This window comes from Paenibacillus macquariensis, from assembly GCF_900156375.1.
Classification (GTDB): domain Bacteria; phylum Bacillota; class Bacilli; order Paenibacillales; family Paenibacillaceae; genus Paenibacillus_AQ; species Paenibacillus_AQ macquariensis.
The window spans coordinates 236769-257002 of sequence record NZ_FTNK01000005.1; the positions used below are offsets into that span (position 1 = coordinate 236769).

Below are 20234 nucleotides of genomic sequence, written 5' to 3' on the forward strand. Positions count from 1 at the left end.
GATACTGATATATGGGGGAAAGCGATTGTGGGGATGCATTTGTTTATGGCTTGTTTATTTGTATTTCAACAATTATTCCCACTGGAACCTTTGGTTATCGAGGATCAAGGAGAAATTATAGCAGAAGTGAATCATTCAGCATACATATTACCCATTCCCGGAGTAACATTTGTTGATGAGGTTAAATTAAATGTGCTAATGAATGACCTCGATAAACAAGTATATTTGGCTCCCACAAATGCTGTTATGGATGGGGGAGGCAGAATAATCCCTGAGAAACCAGGTATGACGCTTAACCGGACAATATTTAAAGAGCAGTTCTATAGATATATTGTTGAGGGTGATTTGTCTAGATTGGAAGTACCTTTGCGGAGTGTTCATGCAAGGGTGGATAGCGAACTGTTACAATCCATTCTGGAAAAGAAGATTGGTAGCTATTTTACATACTACAATTCAAATAATAAAAACCGTTCTCACAATATCGGATTGGCTGCCAAAGCCATTAATAATACAGTTGTTTTTCCCAAAGAGACGTTTTCCTTCAATGAGGTTGTTGGGAAACGGACAAAGGAAAAGGGGTATTTACGTGCGCCCATTATTGTAAGAGGAGAAGCATCTGAAGACATTGGTGGGGGGATTTGTCAGATCTCATCGACACTCTTTAATGCGGTAGATCGTGCTGGTCTAGAGATCATCCAACGATATTCCCATAGTAAGAGCGTTCCTTATGTACCACCTGGACGTGATGCGACGGTAAGCTGGTACGGACCGGATTTTTCATTTAAGAATAAATATAATCAACCGATCCTTATCCGAGCTTTCGCACATGGAGGTCAGGTGAGCATCATCATTTGTTCTTCTGATATGGTCAAACATACACGTAGAGAAGTGCCTAGTGCATCTAAAAGAATGCCAGAGGAAATCGCGAAGGACTTGAATGCTAATCATATGTGATAAGATCAACTTAAGTTATTTTCAAAGAAACAATTTCTGAATGCTATTTATATGTTCTTTAGCCATGTCGTACCCATGCTGGTACGAATCTTTGAGAGTGTTGAGATTCTTTTCGAAACTGTTCAGAGATTGCATAGGACGAAGAATGATCGCTTGCCCGTCTTTCTCCAATTGTTCACAGAAAGCGACAGTTTCATTGTATTTAACATGTCTTGTTAGCAAGATTTCTTCTAGATTCGGATATTTACGCTTTAACAACTTACCAACCATCGCATTCTCCTTGCTAATCGGTTTAACATAACCTTTTGGCTGGGTAAGAACGATAAGATGTTTGTCATTACCGTCGGTAATAGCTTTACGAATAGGGATCGGATCGCTTAAGCCTCCGTCATAATATTTGGTTCCGTTCATTTCAATCGCTGGAAAGAATAGTGGAAGAGCACAGGTGGCACGGAGCATCGTCCAATGATCATCTATTTCTAGTCCATTCATATATTCTGGTTTTCCTGAATGAGCATTAGTAACACCTACGATAAGTTGCCCCGTATATTTGTGAAACGTTTCAGTATTAAAGGGAAGTAACATATTAGGAATTTCTCTAAATATAAAATCCAATCCAAACAAGCTACGACTGCGTAGAAAATTACGGACGCCAATATAACGTTTGTCATGGCGGTACTTTTCCAATATATCTAAATTCCTCCGGGTTTGTTTGGAGATATAAGAAAATCCATTGCTGATTCCAGCAGAAACACCGATACAATAGGGGAACATCACTTCCTGATCTAGTAGTGCATCCATGACACCTGCACTGAAGATAGGACGAAGGGTTCCGCCTTCCAGAATTAAGCTTGGCATATATAATCACCTCTCTGATTTGTGTTTACATGGTCATTACGGACTTGAATGTATATTATATGTTGATATTAACATATCACATTTCAAGGGTTATCGAAATATTAGCTAAAAATTGGAAGCGATTACTATACCATATGCGTAATGCGCTCACAGGTTATTTGAATGCTAACAATTTTAATGAATTCCAAAAAAACAGGCTGTAGATCAAGGTTTCCCCGATCTACAGCCTGTTACTGTTTGCTTATTTTGTATTTACAGATTTAAACCATTCGTTAACTTCTTTCGTAACTTGCTCACCGCCATTTGATTTCCAATTGGCAACAAATTCGTCAAAAGCATCTACTGGCAGTTTGCCATATATGATTTTGTTGAATGTTTCTAGCTCAGACTGCTTAAGAAGGTTCCACTTTGTAGCCATTGTTGGTGTCGGAGCACCTGTGAAATAGTTTTGCTTGCGAATGTCCATTTGAGACATAACGATTTTTGCAGCAGCCCAGTTCTCAGGTTTGCGGAATTCTGCGGTTTGCTTCTCGTAAGGTGTTTCCGGCTTGTTGCCATCCGCAAGTTTAACCAATGTCTTCATATAAAGGTTTGGAATCCGTGCCGGTCCAGTAATGAATGTGAAGTCATTGCTGTAGGTTGCAATTTTATCTTTGTTACTAGTCGGTACGCCGTCTACAACATCCCAGTCATATCCTTTGGCGAAGCCGTTTTCGTATTCGCTTCCGCTTGCAGGATTAGCCAAGTTGTCTAACATGTAGTTGTAATATAAGAAAATTGCTTCAGGGTGTTTAGCATCTTTATTAATCATGAAGCTGCTGTTTACACCAGAGTTCTGCCATTTAGTTCCAATTTTTCCGTCTGGTCCTGCTGGAACCGGATATGCTTTATAATCGGATCCCTTAACGTTCTTCAACAAATCTGGAGCTGGCCAATCTGGTACCCAGTTCGCGCCTGGTAGAACTCCTGCATTCCCTTTTGTCCAAAGCTCTTGTGCTTTATTCTCATCCCATAGAGCAGAATCGGGATGAATATAGCCTTTCTCCATCCATTCTTGTAACTTAGCGAGCGCTTGCTTAGCTCCTGGATTAACGGAACCATATTCAATATTGCCATCGGCATCTTTGTTCCATTGTTCTTCGATTGTTCCGTATGCTCCAAATAACCAATCAAGTCCGCCCAACCATGTATTCGTATTGCTCTTCAATGTAATTGCGAGTGGATAGACATCCTTAGGTGCAAGCCCGTCCGGGTTCTCGTTCTTGAATTTGTCCATCACATTTTCTAATTCTGCGATTGTCTTCGGTTCAGATAAATTCAGCTTCTTCATCCAATCTTCGCGGAACCATAACAACGTATCATCATTGTCGGTATATTCAAGAATAGGCAGGTTGTATTTCTTGCCATCTCTCGTGAAAGGATACCATAGTTCCGGATTTTCTTTGGTATGATTTTGCCAAGTTTTATTAGCATACTTATCAAATAACTCATCGATTGCAAGGAACTGGCCGGAATCGATCATCTGATTGGTAAGAATAGGGTCACCTGGAGCGTATACGAAATCAGGCAACTTCTCGCCTGAAGCGATAGCGAGTTGAAGTTGTTGCTTATATTGATCGCCGCCAGCTGGGTACCAGGTATCCTTATGCTTAAGTCCTAACTTCTCCAGCATCCAACGGTCGTGGACATTGTTTTCTCTAGTGTCGCCATTAGCATATTTCTTCGGCGCGGTGAACATAACGACGGTACTGATGTCGATAGGTGGATCGTATTTACCTTTGGCAAATGCAGCGTCAGATGCACTAACTTCCGATGAAGCGGTTTCATCTTTCTTTACGTCTTTATTAGACGTTCCACTACAGGCAGTAACTAAGACGAGTGAACTGATCATAAGCAACTGCCATGATTTTCTGATTTTTTTCATTTTTTATTCCCCCTACTGTGTTTGATCTCTACATGTGTTACTTTATCAATGATTGGGGAAGGGCATCTATATGAGATTATTAGTTTTGATAGGACTCTGTCATGCTATTTATTACTGTCTCTATATTCCTGCGGGGTTACCCCGAACTGGCGTTTAAATACTTTTATAAAGTAAGCAGGATCCATATATCCAATCTCCATACTGATTTCATATACCTTTTTATTGGTCGTTTTGAGCTTGTGGCAAGCACGATCCATTCGAAGATGTGCTACATAATCGCTTATTCCTTCACCGGTTTCAATCTTATAGATTTTGGATAAGTGCGTTGGGTGCAGGTTCACATGATCAGCTAATACGCGTAATGAAACATCGAGATGCAAATTTTTGTCTGTGAACTCTTGAATTTGCTTCACATATAGGGATCGGATGTCTTTGATTTCATTTGAAGTTCCCTCTTTCAACTTGCCAAGTACACTGAGAGACCACGTTCTAAGCTTACTGATGGAGGAGAAGGCATCTCCATTCTGCAACGGTTCAATATCGGTTCCAAGTAAACTAACGAGGGTATGACCATTTCGGTGTGCGAGATGAGTGAAAGAAGCAGAAATCAAAAAACCAGCTTCCATACAGTGCTCCCAGGATTCGAACCATTTCTCATCTAGTTCTGCACATACTGCGATCAGCTTCTCTTCCGCCGCTTCCCAACGCCCAGACTCGAGCAAGTTGATGAAAGTAGGAGGCAGGTATAGCGCTCCAAGAGGTCCTTGTGTAGCGTTTTGTTCCAAGTTACTGACCTTCATAACGAATTCACTTTCATCACCAACAATTTGTCGGAAATAAGATGAAGCTTGACGGAAATGGTCCGGTAGCTGCTCTGGGAACTGGAACCACTCCGTTATGACAATGGATAGAGATCCTTTCAGGAATTGTTTCACTTTATATTGAAGTTGCGACGAAAGCTTCTCCAAAAGGGTTTCTTTCCCTATGTCAGCACTATTTTCTTTTAACTGAAGTAAGAACACAAGATACCCATGATCTTCCTTAACGCCCCATACTTGCATGTATTCGCCTATAATCTCTTCAGCCATATTGATGATGGCGTATTCGATCAATGGCTGACCGTTGTTCTTGTATTGTCCAAACTCTGCTTCCATCCGGACTAGCAACAAGGCGGAGTCCCCGTAGTTAAACGGCAATCCGTAGTTGTCTAGTTTACGGGTCCATTCATCTGCTGGCATTCGGTGACCTTTCAATGCGTCAAGGAGTAGCTGACCACGCAGAAGGGGGAGGTTCTCCCGAAGGGTATGCTGGGTGCGTTCGAATGAGCTAACGGTTTCCCATTCCACATTCAATTGATCGATCGCGGCCTTGACTGCCCCAAGCAATTCGATATCCGTAGGTGGCTTAAGTAGGTAATCTACAGCTTTATGCTGTACAGCTTTTTTGGCAAATTCAAAATCTGAATGGCCGGATAATATGATACATTTTATTCTTTTATCACGTATACGTATTCGCTCTATTAACTCAATTCCCGTCATTTCGGGCATTAGAATATCTGATATGACAATATCGATAGGATGCGTATCAATAATTTGAAGCGCCTCATGTGCGGAATAGGCTTTGTGTACATGTTCAATTCCAAGTGTGTGCCAAGGTTTGTTCATAGATAGGTTGTCTACCCAGTGAGCTTCATCGTCTACGATTATCATCTGCATGTTAAGTGTCTCCTTGTGTGTATGGATAATTACGATGTTGATCTTCCGTTGGTATCTTCCAAATGATCTCCGTCCGGAATCCTCCCAAAGGTGAATTTGTGAAATACAGGTGAGAGTTATTTCCGAATTGGTGCATGATCCGTTGGTTTGTATTCCAGAGGCCACAACCCATTTCTTCTTTCAAAGGCTCTTGCATCTTAAGATTTAATGCTTCTTGCTGATCTGGATTTAACCCAGGTCCGTCGTCGTCAATGTATATCTTACAGTAGCCATCTTCCATCACACCAGTGATCCGAATTTCCCCAGAAGTATACGACTTCGCTACGCCATGAATGACAGAGTTCTCTACAATAGGCTGTAGCATCAACCGCGGAACAGATTGTGTCCTCATTTCTTGCGGAATATCAATATGATAATCAATTCTAGCATTACGAAGTTTTTGGATATCTAAATAATTGATGAGCAGCTGAATTTCTTCATGTAGGCTAGCCGTTTCTCGTTCCATACGAGTTGTATAACGGTAGTAAGCGCTTAAGTTGTATGCCATAGAGACGACAGCCTCCTCATCCTTCATCTGAGCCATATTAATAATATAGCCTAGGCAATTATAGAGGAAATGTGGATTTATTTGTGCTTGCAACTGCTTCAACGTTGCTTCACGTGCACGGATTTTTTCGTTAAATACGTTCTCAATTAAGTCTTGAATTTGACGTGACATATCATTAAATCGATGAAATAGAAATGAGAACTCATTATGATTTGTGGTATGGAGCCGCACTGAATAGTCTCCGCGTTGAACGCGCCGTAAACCGCGAACCAACTTTTTGATTGGACTTTGAACGTTTCGGTATAGCAAAATCGACGCAGCGATACCAACGACAAGAAGCAAGCACATAGAGAAATAGAACAAATTACGACTAAATGACATTGGTCCTAATATTTGATCGAGTGGAACAACGTCTATCAAATGCCAATCCAAATTGGAAGATTTAACAGAACTAACAAAATAATTTTTACCATCTAACTTCACGACATCCTGCGTGGTGTTCTCCGGTGATTTTCCATCCAGATAACGTATCAATTCGCTCGTAAGCTGCTTGTCCGCGCTACGGTTCAGGATCGGAGTATCGCCTTTGTGATAAAAGAAAGGATCACCCTGTCCGCCGGCTTTATATGTGTCTAGCATATTTTGAATGTTCTCATAACTGAAACTGGCTTCAATCACTAGACTGCTTCCCGTTAGTTTACCTTGCTGAGCTAACGAATCACTATAGAACAAATAAAAGGACTTAAGTTCGTCAGCGGATTGGATTCCGCCATCGCCGTACGTCCATTTTCCAGTCATATTTCGCTCTAAATATTCCTCATCGTAAACAGGCGATTTATTGTAATTAGATAGGACATCTTTGTTCTGTTGAGAATGAACCGCGTATCTGGCAGGCCATATATCCATCACCCCGGCCTGAAGCACCATTTTTTCTTGAATCACATATCGGGTCTGCATACGGTCATACCGATCTTCCCAGATATGTAGTCCATTGAATTTCTGAACATTGGGATCCTTGGAGAATATATGGCTGAAATCCTTCATTTGATTCATTCGTGAATCAATTTGGCTGGATAGGAAAGTGAGTTGTTTCGTGTTGGACATCTGTAACTCTTTACTTACAACATCATACGTGACGTCGTTTGAATACGTATACATGATTATGATAGGTATAAACAATAATATGATCAATGTGTTCATTTTGACAAATAGACTAAACTTCGCCTGTGTCTTTTCTTTTAGAAATGTAATGCCTCTCTGTAATTGCATCAATGTCCCCTCCAACGGATATCCCCTAACAAAACCCTATCAATCCTAACAATGTTATATAGTCAGCCCACAAGACAGCTTGATACTATATATATCAGAGATTCTTATGACATACAAAATATTTTTTGAAGGGGAGAGAGCTATGGAAGCGAAAACGATACAACCGGTGAAACTTGAAGCTACCCGAAGTATTAAAAGAAAAAAAAGTTATAAGCAACCATGGATGCTGCATTTTATGGTATTACCAGCGGCCATTTTAGTATTTATTTTTTCTTATATTCCTATGACAGGTATCATAATGGCATTTAAAGACTATAAACCAGCAGTAGGCATAGTCGATTCTCCTTGGGTCGGTCTGAAACATTTCAGATATATGTTCGAGAATGATTATTTCATGCAAATTGCTTGGAATACCTTATTTTTTGCTTGTTCCAAGATGGTCATGAATGTAATGGTTCCATTTCTTTTCGCATTATTACTGAATGAGGTAAGGAAAATGGCACTTAAGAGAACGATTCAAACGTTTGTCTATTTACCACATTTTCTTTCATGGGTAACTCTTTCAGGTATTTTGATTGAAATTCTCTCTCAGACGGGACTTGTTAATCAGTTCCTTTCAAACGTGTTAGGGATGAAACCGATTTTCTTCTTAGGAGATGGTGCATGGTTCCGATTTACGATCATCTTTAGTGATGTATGGAAGGAATTCGGGTTCAATACAATCATCTTTCTAGCAGCACTCTCTGGTATTAATCCAGCGTTATATGAAGCAGCTGAGGTCGATGGAGCGACCCGTTGGAAGCAAACGATGCATATCACAATCCCTTCCATTATACCCATCGCTATCGTTATCGCAACCTTAGCACTAGGAAATGTGTTGAACGCGAACTTTGATCAGGTATTCAACTTATATAGTCCGTTGGTTTATCAACAAGGCGATATTATTGATACATTCGTGTATAGACAAGGTCTACTCAGCGGACAGTTCAGCTTTGCAACTGCTGTCAGCTTAATTAAATCTGTCATTAGCTTAATGTTGATCATTGTATCCTATCGTCTCGCCTATAAATTTGCTGGGTATCGAATATTCTAGAAAGGATGACTACTTATGTATCATAAAACGCTCTCTTATAGAATATTCAGCATATGCAACAATGTATTTTTGACTATTCTCTCAATTCTATGTTTGCTACCCCTGTATCACTTATTTATGGTTTCCATGAGCTCATCTGCCCCTGCAAATGCGGGATTGGTGACATTTTGGCCGATCGGATTCACATTAGAAGCCTATGCACAAACGTTTAAGAACGCTAATTTCCTTTCATCCTTGTGGATATCCGTAGAACGTACTGTCCTTGGAACAGGGCTTGCGTTAGTCGTAAATACCCTTGCGGCTTATGCGCTCTCCAAAGAAACGCGTGTCTTCCGTGCACGAAATATCTATCTTTGGTATTTCGTCTTTACAATGCTATTCACAGGTGGGTTGATTCCCAACTATATCCTAATTCTTAAGCTTGGATTAATGAATAACTTGATGGCACTTATCCTTCCAGGGTTAGTTGCTGTATTTAATATTATTCTACTTCTGAATTTCTTTCGAGGTGTTCCTAAAGATCTTGAGGAAGCGGCTTTCATCGATGGAGCAGGTCAATTCCGCACCTTCTTTAGTATTTATCTACCGCTCTCCATGCCGGTTATTGCGACGGTGTCGTTATTCATTATGGTAGGACATTGGAACGCATACTTTGACGGTATTATCTATATGAAAGATTCTGCGAAGCTTCCACTTGCGAGTTTCATGCAAACGATTATCGTGATGTCGGATATGTCGAAGTTGGATCCAGAAGCGGTTGCTAGTCTATCTCAAAGAACGATTCGGGCATCTCAGATCTTTATCAGTGCCTTGCCAATACTGGTAGTATATCCGTTCCTACAGCGCTTTTTCGTAACAGGTATTGTTGTTGGCGCGGTAAAAGAATAGTACTCAAAGGAAATTGTTCAAACTCAGTAGCAAGTTCAGTTAAGCAGGGGGTGACATGAATTGGCTGTGATTCAATGTCAGTTCTATTCAGAAGCAATAAGCTTATCTATGGGCATTAATGTTATTATTCCTCAAAATGCTGCTATTCAGGCAAGTGGTTCTGGCAAACTTCCAGTCCTATATCTATTGCATGGGTTGAGTGCAGATCATACGGATTGGATCAGGCATTCTTTCATTGAACGATATGCTGAGAATAAAGGAATCGTTGTGGTCATGCCGAGTGTAGGACGCAGCTATTATACAGATATGAAGTATGGGTCACCATACTTTACATTTTTAAGTGATGAATTACCGAAGATTGTCAGTGCTTTATTTCCTGTTTCTGAGCGTAGGGAAGATACATTTGTAGCAGGGATGTCAATGGGAGGGTATGGCGCATTGAAGCTTGCGCTTTCCTTCCCGCAAAGGTATGCTGCTGCTGCAAGTCTGTCTGGCGGAGTAGATATTGTCAGTCGAATGAACGGGGCTAACAATTTTCAACCCAATGAATTGATCGCTATATTTGGTGATGTGTCTGAGTTAAAGGGAAGTTCAAATGATCTGTTCTATTTATTGGATACTTTGAAGACATATAACGGGGATATGCCTATGTTATATCAAAGCTGTGGAACAGAAGACTTCCTGTATGACAATAATCAGACTTTTAGAAAATATGCATTAGATTTGGGGATAGAAGTGACGTATGACGAAGGCCCTGGTGAACATGATTGGGATTACTGGGACCCGCAAATTCAGCGTGTATTAGATTGGCTACCGATAGGATAATTGAGAAATAGACTAACATATGTGGAGGATAACATGAATAATACACAATTGACCGGACTACTAGAACGGATGACGCTCGAAGAGAAAATAGCTCAGATGCTGCAATTGGTAGTGTCTTATTTCGTAGAGTCGGAAGAAGATGGTCAGATTACTGGACCGATGGAATCGCTTGGAATTACTGAAGATACGGTGAATCAAGTCGGTTCTGCACTCGGCATTGGTGGAGCAGCTAGAGTGATTCAAGTGCAACAAACCCATTTGAAGAATGATAGATTAGGCATTCCGATGTTATTCATGGCGGATATCGTCCACGGTTACAAGACTATTTTTCCAATACCTCTAGCGATAGGCTGTTCTTGGGATCAGGGCTTAGCAGAACAAAGTGCCGCTATTGCTGCAAAGGAGTCCGCAGTATCGGGTCTACATGTAACGTTTGCACCGATGGTTGATCTTGTACGAGATCCACGTTGGGGACGTGTGATGGAATCAACAGGGGAAGATCCGTACTTGAATAGTTTATTTGCACGTTCATTTGTACGCGGATTTCAAGGGGACGATTTAGCGACTGATGTTAACCGTGTGGCCGCATGTGTGAAGCATTTTGCAGCTTACGGTGCTGGAGAAGGTGGACGAGAATACAATACAGTCGATCTATCTGAGCGACAATTAAGAGAGTATTACTTACCTGCATACAAGGCAGCCTTGGAAGAGGGCTGTGAGCTAGTAATGACATCTTTTAATACGGTCCATGGTTCCCCAGCTACAGGAAACCGGGCTTTGATGCGTGATGTATTGCGTACGGAATTTGGATTCGACGGGGTACTTATCTCGGACTGGGGCGCAGTGATTGAGCTGATTGCTCATGGGGTTGCAGAAGATGAAGAACAAGCGGCTTACTTAGCCGTCCAAGCAGGCGTTGATATTGAAATGATGACCTCATGTTATGTGAAGCATCTACCGGAACTCGTTAGAAGCGGTAAAGTGGACGAGTCGCTCATTGATGAAGCAGTACTTCGTATACTTAAATTAAAGAACAAGTTAGGGTTGTTCGAGAATCCGCTACGTGGAGCTGATCCAGAAGCAGAACGAGAAATCGTATACTGTGATGAGCATAGAGCTGCCTCACGTGAACTTGCCTCCAAATCATGTGTTCTACTTAAAAATACAGGTGTTCTTCCACTTCAACCAGAGCAACAGATTGCTCTAATTGGTCCGTTCGCGCAGAGCAAAGATATTCTTGGTTCATGGTCATGGACGGGTGCCGAAGAGCGTTTTATGAACTTGAATGAAGCTATTCAGGGGAAAATGACATCCTCTAAAGTGCTAGTTGCAGAAGGTTCAGGGATCGATACAATAACTGAGCAGCAAATGCAAGAAGCAGTGGAGGTTGCCCGTCAATCAGATGTTATCGTTCTTGCACTGGGTGAGAGCTCACTTATGAGCGGAGAAGGTGGAAGTCGTACAGACATTCGTTTGCCAGAAGCACAGCTTCAACTGATTGCTAAATTACGTACATTGGATAAGCCTATGGTTGTTGTCTTGTTTAATGGACGTCCGCTAGATCTTCATGGTGTTGAAGATCAAGTAGATGCTGTTCTGGAAGCTTGGTTCCCAGGAAGTGAGGGAGCTAGCGCGATTATAGACATTCTATATGGTGATGTGAATCCATCAGGACGTCTAACAATGTCGTTCCCACAGTCGGTGGGACAGATACCTGTTTACTATAATCATTACAATACAGGGCGCCCGAAAAAGGAATCCGAACCAGATAATCGCTACGCATCACAATATTTAGATAGCCCGAATGAGCCTTTATATCCATTTGGTTATGGATTAAGTTATACGGAATTTAAATACGAAGAAATGGTACTATCAGCGGAAGAAATGACGTCAGACCTTCCACTTCAGATTACAACGAAGATCACGAACAAAGGCAATAGAGCTGGGGAAGAAGTCGTGCAACTCTATATTCGCGATATCACTGGCGAGGTTGTTAGACCGATGAAGGAGTTAAAAGCTTACTCCAAAGTGCTACTACAGCCGGGCGAAAGTAAAGAAGTCAGCTTTACAGTGACAGAGGAGCAGCTTAAGTATCATCATTATGATTTGAGCTACACAAGTGATGCGGGTGAGTTCGCCGTGTTTGTAGGTCCAAATAGTCGTGACGCAGGTGAGCGTAGATTTCGTCTTTTGAAGTAAACAAGAAAACAACATATTACCTAATGAACCTTACAGAGAGTAGGAGTGAGAGAACATGGTATGGAAGAATGCCGAATTGTTTACTTTGGAAGCAGGGAGTCTAACGTTTAAATTCTTGCCAAGCGGAGATTTGTTTCAGGCTATGCATGGAAGAACAATGCTTAATCAATGGTTATCGAATTCAATCGATGGATCGATGAATAATATATATTTGCGATTACATGATGAAGAGGGAATTAAAGCGTACCCGTTGCTTGGAGTTAGGTCACAGAGTCGTGTTCGTAAGTTTGATAATCGCGTTGTATTTGAAGGTATCGTTGAAGCTGTTCGTTATCAAGTGATGTTCACGCCTACAGAGCAAGGGATATGGTTCTGGGATGTCAAAGTCGAGGGACATCATAAGCAAATAGACGTGATATATGGACAAGATATGGGGAACGCAGATGCAGGTACGGTTCGAAGTAACGAGGCTTACTTATCTCAGTATATTGATCATACCGTATTTGAAGATGAGCGTAATGGATATGTTGTCTGCTCAAGGCAGAATCAGCCCCAAGGTGGCGCATTCCCGTACATTCAACAGGGATCTTTAACGAAGGTTGTTTCCTATTCAACAGATGGCTTTCAATTCTATGGATTATCATACAAAGAAACAAATGAGCCGGCTTGTTTAACGCAAGATACTTTGGCTAATGAAGTCTATCAATACGAATTTGCCTATACAGCCTTACAATCGGAACGTATTACGTTAGATGGAGAAGCTAGATTCGTATTTTACGGATTATGTAAGGAAGACCATCCCAATGCGATTTCTACATTAGAGTTCGGTGAGGAAGTATCACAGGCACGTGAAGCAGTTGAGAAGCTAAGTTTTGAGGGTGGAGAACTTCTGGAACGTGTCTCTCTATTGCCTTCTATAGGAACTCCGCTACATACGGAGGCTATGAGTAAGACGGAGATAAACCGTTTATTCCCTGATCGTCAGCAAGAGGAGATGGAAGGGAACGACTTACTCGCTTTTTTCACGGACCGTTATGAGCATGTGGTTCTGAAGGAGAAAGAGCTAAGAGTGGAGCGTCCTCACGGACATATTCTAATGAGTGGCGACAATGTAACTTTGAAGAAACCTGTTATTACAACGACTTCATATATGTACGGAATTTTTAATTCTCAGCTAGTTGTTGGAAATACCAATTTCAATAAAATGACGACAAATGCGAGAAACCCACTTAATGTGCCCAAAACATCGGGACAGCGGATCTATATCGAACTAGAGGGTACGTATCGACTATTGACGATGCCATCCCTATTCGAGATGGGCTTCAACTACGTACGTTGGTATTATAAAATGCAAGATGATCTATTGATCATCACTAACTTTACGACGGTAGATTCACCAGAAGTTCGATTGAATGTACGTTCAGAACGTGGCATATCCTATCGATTCCTAGTGAGTAACCAGATTACAATGAATGTCAATGAATATGAAGTTTCTTCTCATATGCAGGATCATGGTGATTATCTATCATTTCATGCAGACGAGACATCCTTAAGTGCGGATATTTATCCAGACTTGGAGTATCGTATTCATATAACTGGAACGAGCATGACGGTTTCAGATGAGCGTATGCTCGTAAGTACTGTTGAACCGGGTGAAGCTTCGTTGACTGTGCTTGCGTTAGAAGCTAGCAGTGAATGGACGATGACCTTCCAAGGACTACTGAACGGTGGGGAACTACCATTAGTAGAGCGGCAGGTTGATGAAGAAATAGCGCGTTACCGGGAATTCTTCCGTTCTGTAATGAATGGATTTCATTTGTCAGCAGGTAATGGGGATGAAGCAGATCTGTTTAAGGTGAACGGACTCGCTTGGTGGTATACGCACAATATGCTTGTGCACTATTCTGTGCCACATGGCCTAGAGCAATATGGTGGAGCTGCATGGGGAACACGTGATGTCTGCCAGGGGCCTGTCGAATATTTCATGGCGACTCATAAATATGATCAGGTACGTGCCACTTTGTTAACGATATTCTCTCACCAGTTCGAAGATGATGGCAACTGGCCGCAGTGGTTCATGTTCGATAAATATACGAAGATTCAACAAGAAGAGAGCCATGGAGACATCATCGTATGGCCGCTGAAAGTACTAGGCGATTATTTGAGTGTTACTCGTGATTACAGCATATTGGAACAACAAGTACCCTATACAAGTAAACATGGCTTTGATTTCACAACAGAGACAGCTACAGTATTAGAGCATGCTTATAAGGAAATTGATTATATTAAGAATCATTTTCTACATGGCACGCACTTGTCTTCCTACGGGGATGGCGATTGGGATGATACGTTGCAGCCTGCAAATGCACAATTGAAGCAGTATATGGTAAGTAGTTGGACTGTAGCGCTGACATATCAGACGTTGAAACAATTCTCGCGCGTGATGGAAGCTGTTGATCCAACTTCAGCTGCAAGTTTACGGGGTCTGGCGGATGGAATCCAAAGTGATTTCAATAAATACATGCTTCATACCGAAGTTATTCCAGGTTTCTTATATATGGATAACCCTGAACAGGTGAAATTGATGGTTCATCCAAGTGATACGGAGACAGGTATACAATATCGATTGTTACCGATGACACGAAGCATGATTAGTGAGCTGTTGACCCCTGAACAAGCGGCGTCGCATTATGAGATCATTCGTGAACAATTGTTTTGTCCAGACGGTGTTCGGTTAATGAATCGTCCTGCACAATATGATGGAGGCGTGAGCACCCACTTTAAACGTGCTGAACAAGCTTCGAACTTTGGACGTGAGATTGGACTGCAATATGTACATGCCCATATTCGCTATGTAGAAGCGATGGCTAAACTAGGTAAAGAAGATGAAGTATGGGGCGGGCTTGCTCGAATCAATCCTATTGGGTTGAAAGATGTTGTTCCGAACGCTGAAATACGTCAAAGTAATGCGTATTTCAGTAGCTCTGATGGTAAATTTAATACGCGTTATGAAGCACAAGACCGATTTGATGAATTACGTAGCGGAGAGGTACCTGTGAAAGGTGGCTGGAAGATTTATTCTAGTGGCCCCGGGATCTATATGAATCAATTGATCTCTAACGCTCTAGGTATCCGCCAAGAGGCAGGCAACCTGATCATTGATCCAGTGTTACCGCAATCGTTAGATGGTCTACGTTTCGACTTCGAGTATGCCGGAGCGCCAGTGCAATTTGTATATCATTTAAACAGCGGTGAGAATCGTGTCACTATAAATGGTCAGGATGTTGCTACAGAGACAACGGCGAATCGTTATCGTACCGGTGGATTGCGAATTGATCGGGAAGAGTTCGATCGTGTGCGTTCAACAGATTTGAATATAGTTGAAATCTACATGTAATTCAATTCATAGAGCTTTAAATACCATTTAAATACCTTACCTTTTCATTCATTGGATGTTTGAAATGTGAAATATTCAAAGAAGCCCCTTATATAAGTGGGCTTCTTTGAATTGTTGCTAGGTTACGAGCAATGGGATTCAAGTTTTAAAGTGAGTTTACATATATTTACCTTGATTCAAACATTACGAAAACAATCCTTTGTTATTATGGTTCGGTGTAGGTGTAATCATAATATATATAAGGGAGATACCTAATGAATAAGTTAGTTAGAAAGATAGTTTCCACCACTCTTGCCCTAATCATGGTATTAAGTCTTATCGCTACAGGAACACCAGCATTTGCGGCACAGAACGCAGACGAGGGCTCGCCTCAGTTGAAGTCGGTTCTACCCAGTGTTCCAATGCCTTTATTAGAAAAGAACTCTATATGGAAGTATCTAGATCATGGTACAGATCAAACGACAGTATGGCGTGCCGTATATGATGATACAAATTGGGAAACAGGTCCGGCTCCTTTGGGATATAAGGATGACGGAAAAGGAGTTAGTACTTCAGAATTTGGAGGGTTGAATACAACCGTACAATACGGATCTAATATTAAGACTAAATACCGTACTACATATTTCCGAACGAATCTGAATGTAGATTTGGCTCAGGTGGTCAGTTACGACCGAATTATGGCTACATTGGGTGTTGATGATGGAGCTGTGCTCTATTTGAATGGTAATGAAATTTACCGTGCCGGTATGCCTGAAGGAGAAATAAACTTCTTTACCAAAAGTACTAGTAATAAAAGTAGCCCGGTTATTTATTCAGCAGTTGATCTTACAACTTTATTAAAAGCCAATCTCAAGGATGGAGATAATGTACTTGCTGCTGAGGTTCACCAAAATAACGATAGTAGCTCGGATCTCTACTTTGATATGAATCTCATAGCCTATCCTTTAGCAGACAAACCAGATCCAGGGGTTCCGGTTATAGGGAAACCTGAATCCATTGCGTTGACCTTTAATGGGAATCCACAAACCAGTATGGCATTTTCTTGGTATGCACCGGAGTCTGTAAAAGGTACTAAGTTGGAAGTGGTTGATGCTTCTAGATTGATTAACGGTGAATTTCCAACTACAGGGATTCAATCGTATGATGGTACTTCAGATACGATCAGTGTGTTTAAGACAAAGGCAGATAAATCATCCAATAAACCGATTGTTGTGACCAGCCATAAGGTAATCGCTGATGGCTTACAGCCTGGGACCGCATATGCTTACCGTGCTGGGGATGGCCAAGCTGATAATTGGAGTCCTATGGGTACTTTTAAAACGGAAAGCTCTGGCAATAACGCATTCCAATTCCTATATACAACTGATTCGCAAGGAACCTCAGAAAGCGATTTTGAGATTTGGAATCATACACTTCAAGAAGGAATGAGCAAGTTCCCAGCCACTAAATTCATTCTGAATGCTGGAGATTTGGTGGATAATGGTGATATAGAAGAGCAATGGTCATGGTTTTTTAATAAAGCGAAGGATATATTGACGCAAACACCAATGGTTCCTGTAGTAGGTAACCATGAAAGTAAGAATTTCAGTAACTTCACTTCACACTTTAATTTGCCTAATGTTTCGAACACAGGTGCTAAACCAGATGGATCGGTATATTCTTTAGATTATGGTTCAGCACATTTCATGGTGCTTAATACAGAGTACTATGGTGAAAGTTCAACAGCAGAAATTGTAGAAATCTATAATAAACAAGTAGAGTGGCTTCGTAGCGAAGTTGCTAAGACAGATAAGAAGTGGAAGGTAGTCTTCCTACATAAATCCCCTTATTCTGTTGCTAATCATTCGGATGACAAGGATGTTCTCTTTTATAGAGCTGAATTAACGAAGGTGTTTGATGAACTTGGAATTGATATGGTTGTTGGTGGTCATGATCATACATTCGCAAGAAGTTACCAAATGTATAACAATGAGGTTCAGACAGACACGCCTGACGCTAACGGGATAGTAACAAATCCTAAAGGAACACTGTATCTGATTACCAATGCAGCAGGAAACAAGAGATATAATGTTAGCAAAGGGCCTTTCCCATTTGCTGCTAAATATGCTCAGCCGGATAAGGAAATGTTCACGGGCGTAACTGTGACTGACGATGAGTTATCCTTCGAGGCATACACAACGACGACATCGGGAACGACAGACCTCTATGATCAGTATACTATCGTCAAGTCAGATGAGGTATCCAATCCTGTCCAACAGGCACAAGTAAATAAAACGGCAGATGGTAAATTAACGTTAACGTGGGATGCACCGGTATCAAATTCTGCGGTATCCGGATATAGAATTTATGAGAAGAATGATTTGGTAGTAGCAAATTGGAATGTAAATGTTCCTAATCAAGCGGGAGTGAATTCTTACAGTTACACGTTGGATAATGTCGATCCAAGTAAAACCTATCAGTTCGTCATAAAAGCTGTTAGCGGCAGAACAAACTCAGAAGCTGTCATTGTCTCGACTGCATCGAATGCTTCGATTAGCAAAGTGACCGTGACGTTCAATGGTGATTCTGTTAGTTCTAAAGGATTCACATGGTACACACCACTGGCTTCTATGGGAAATGACTTGCAAGTAGTTAAGAAGGCAGATGGAACGCCAGATTATAGTAAGGTAACGAAATTTACTGGACGTTCTTCCATCTCTACGAATGCGAAGGATCAGTTGGTGCATAAGGCAGAAGCCACTGGGCTACAGCCAGATACCACTTACTTCTTCAGAGTAGGTGACGAAGCACTTGGTATTTGGAGTGCAACAGGTACTTTCCAGACAGCGTCTGCATCCGGTAAATTTACATTTATAGATTTAGCTGATACTCAGGCGAAATCAGAAGACGAGGCTATTCTATCTGGACAAACACTAGCTAAGGCTCTGACTACAGTACCTGATGCTAAATTCGTAGTTCACAATGGAGATATTGTAGATACAGGAACAAAAGAGGTTCAATGGGAATGGTTACTTGGTAACTCACAAGATAGTCTACTGAATACTACAATTGTTCCATCCGCGGGTAACCATGAGGATGAAGCGAATGCTTTCTATGAGCACTTCAATATCAAGGAGGCGCCAGGCTCTGCAACAGAAACCGGTGCTTATTATTCCTATAATTACAGCAACGCGCACTTCGTAGTATTGAACAGTAATGAAGATTCTGATGAATACGCTAATTTTAGTAAGGATCAAGTAGAATGGCTTAAATCAGATGTGAAAGCAGCTAAGGCAGCCGGTTATAAATGGATCATTGTCAATATTCATAAAGGTCCATACACCACATCCAACCATGCTACGGATTCAGACATTATGGGCACCAATGGTGTAAGAACAAAAATTGCTCCAATTATGACGGAGCTTGGAATAGACTTTGTTGTTCAAGGTCACGATCACATTTATGCACGTACTAAGCCGATTAAAGCTAATGGTACAGCAGCGACATCTGAGAAGATTACTGAAACTCTTAACGGTAAAAAGGTTGAATACACCGTAAATCCTGATGGTTCGATTTATCTCATTCCTGCTACAGCGGGTGCGAAGGTATATTACAAGAATCAAAAGCCGGATCTTGGAGACGCTTATTATAATCTCTTTGAGGTAGCTGATGAGAGTCATGCGGCTCCATATGGTCCGGATCCGAGTGATAACAAACGTCCTAAGCGTGGTCAAGTTCAGAACTTTGTGGGCATTACTGTCGATGGAGACAAACTGACAGCCGTTTCTTATGAGATTGATCAGAACAAGAATAATGCTGAGCCTTTCATTATTGAGCAATTCGGAATTATAAAGAAAACAAGTACTGATAATGGAAATGGCAACACAGGTGGTAACGGAAATACTGGCAACAATGGTAGTAACGGAAACACAGGGAATTCTGGTAATGCAGGTGGTAGTAACACCAGCGGAACGGTTGGAGGTAATACAAGTACGGGTGGAAACCAAAATGGGAATAGTGGAAACAATAGTGGAACACAAGGTACTGTGAAATTTAAGGATCTAGGAAGTCATTGGGCAGCTGCTGTCATTCAGAAAGCCGCTGAATCTAATTTCGTGGAAGGTTATCCTGATAACACATTCCGTCCTAATCAGAAAGTTAATCGTATAGAATTCACCACAATGCTGGCTCGTGCTTTACAATTGCCGAACAGCGGAACGCTCCCAAGCTTTAAAGATTCAACTAAAATTCCAGCGTGGGGCATTTCCTTCGTTCAACAAGCGGTATCATTAGGCATTATTAGCGGTTATGATGACGGTACTTTCCGTCCAATGCAGAAGCTGAGCCGTGCAGAATTAACGGTTATGGTTGTACGCTCTCTGGGGATCACAGTGGATACCAAAGCCACATTATCCTTTGCGGATGCTAAGGATGTTCCGGCATGGGCAGTACCGTATATTGCAGCAGCGGTAGAGAAAGGTATTGTGAAGGGTATTGGTCAGAATCACTTTGCACCGAATCAGACAGCGACAAGAGCTGAAGCGGTTGCCATAATTCTGACTATGTTAGACAAGAAGGGAAAGTAA

At 41.4% G+C, this 20234-nt stretch carries 11 protein-coding genes; 7 read left to right on the forward strand and 4 right to left on the reverse strand.

What is annotated here, in order from left to right; translation table 11 throughout:
* The first annotated feature begins 33 nt into the window (after positions 1–33).
* Positions 34–954, forward strand: a complete 921-nt coding sequence (locus BW961_RS11910; RefSeq protein ID WP_068587362.1) for a VanW family protein — start codon at positions 34–36, stop codon at positions 952–954.
* 21 nt (positions 955–975) lie between these two features.
* On the opposite strand, the gene BW961_RS11915 is transcribed toward BW961_RS11910, so the two are convergent.
* The 4 genes from BW961_RS11915 to BW961_RS11930 all read right to left on the reverse strand — a co-directional run bounded on the left by BW961_RS11915 (position 976) and on the right by BW961_RS11930 (position 7267).
* On the reverse strand, positions 976–1812 hold the full coding sequence (locus tag BW961_RS11915; protein ID WP_068587161.1) for a patatin-like phospholipase family protein: 837 nt from the start codon (positions 1810–1812) through the stop codon (positions 976–978).
* A 241-nt stretch (positions 1813–2053) separates the two neighbouring features.
* Positions 2054–3736, reverse strand: coding sequence for an extracellular solute-binding protein (locus BW961_RS11920; protein ID WP_068587162.1), 1683 nt, complete (start codon positions 3734–3736; stop codon positions 2054–2056).
* A 104-nt stretch (positions 3737–3840) separates the two neighbouring features.
* Positions 3841–5451 carry a response regulator transcription factor gene (locus BW961_RS11925; RefSeq protein ID WP_068587164.1) on the reverse strand — a complete coding sequence of 537 codons (1611 nt, stop codon included), beginning with the start codon at positions 5449–5451 and terminating at the stop codon, positions 3841–3843.
* Between the two features lies 1 nt (position 5452).
* Positions 5453–7267 carry a sensor histidine kinase gene (locus BW961_RS11930; RefSeq protein WP_068587168.1) on the reverse strand — a complete coding sequence of 605 codons (1815 nt, stop codon included), beginning with the start codon at positions 7265–7267 and terminating at the stop codon, positions 5453–5455.
* 142 nt (positions 7268–7409) lie between these two features.
* On the opposite strand from BW961_RS11930, the gene BW961_RS11935 reads away from it, so the two are divergent.
* The 6 genes from BW961_RS11935 to BW961_RS29505 all read left to right on the forward strand — a co-directional run bounded on the left by BW961_RS11935 (position 7410) and on the right by BW961_RS29505 (position 20234).
* Entirely contained in the window at positions 7410–8360 is a 951-nt protein-coding gene (locus tag BW961_RS11935) for an ABC transporter permease (protein WP_068587170.1), read from the forward strand.
* A 15-nt stretch (positions 8361–8375) separates the two neighbouring features.
* The gene (locus BW961_RS11940; RefSeq protein ID WP_068587174.1) at positions 8376–9248 is read left to right on the forward strand and encodes a carbohydrate ABC transporter permease; all 873 of its coding nucleotides are present in this window, start codon (positions 8376–8378) and stop codon (positions 9246–9248) included.
* Positions 9249–9308: 60 nt separating this feature from the next.
* Positions 9309–10073, forward strand: coding sequence for an alpha/beta hydrolase (locus BW961_RS11945; RefSeq protein WP_068587177.1), 765 nt, complete (start codon positions 9309–9311; stop codon positions 10071–10073).
* A gap of 33 nt (positions 10074–10106) precedes the next feature.
* The gene (gene bglX, locus BW961_RS11950) at positions 10107–12272 is read left to right on the forward strand and encodes a beta-glucosidase BglX (protein ID WP_068587178.1); all 2166 of its coding nucleotides are present in this window, start codon (positions 10107–10109) and stop codon (positions 12270–12272) included.
* A 55-nt stretch (positions 12273–12327) separates the two neighbouring features.
* Positions 12328–15669 carry a GH36-type glycosyl hydrolase domain-containing protein gene (locus tag BW961_RS11955; protein ID WP_068587179.1) on the forward strand — a complete coding sequence of 1114 codons (3342 nt, stop codon included), beginning with the start codon at positions 12328–12330 and terminating at the stop codon, positions 15667–15669.
* A 254-nt stretch (positions 15670–15923) separates the two neighbouring features.
* Positions 15924–20234 (forward strand): S-layer homology domain-containing protein, encoded by a 4311-nt coding sequence (locus tag BW961_RS29505; RefSeq protein ID WP_082867533.1) that lies wholly within the window; start codon positions 15924–15926, stop codon positions 20232–20234.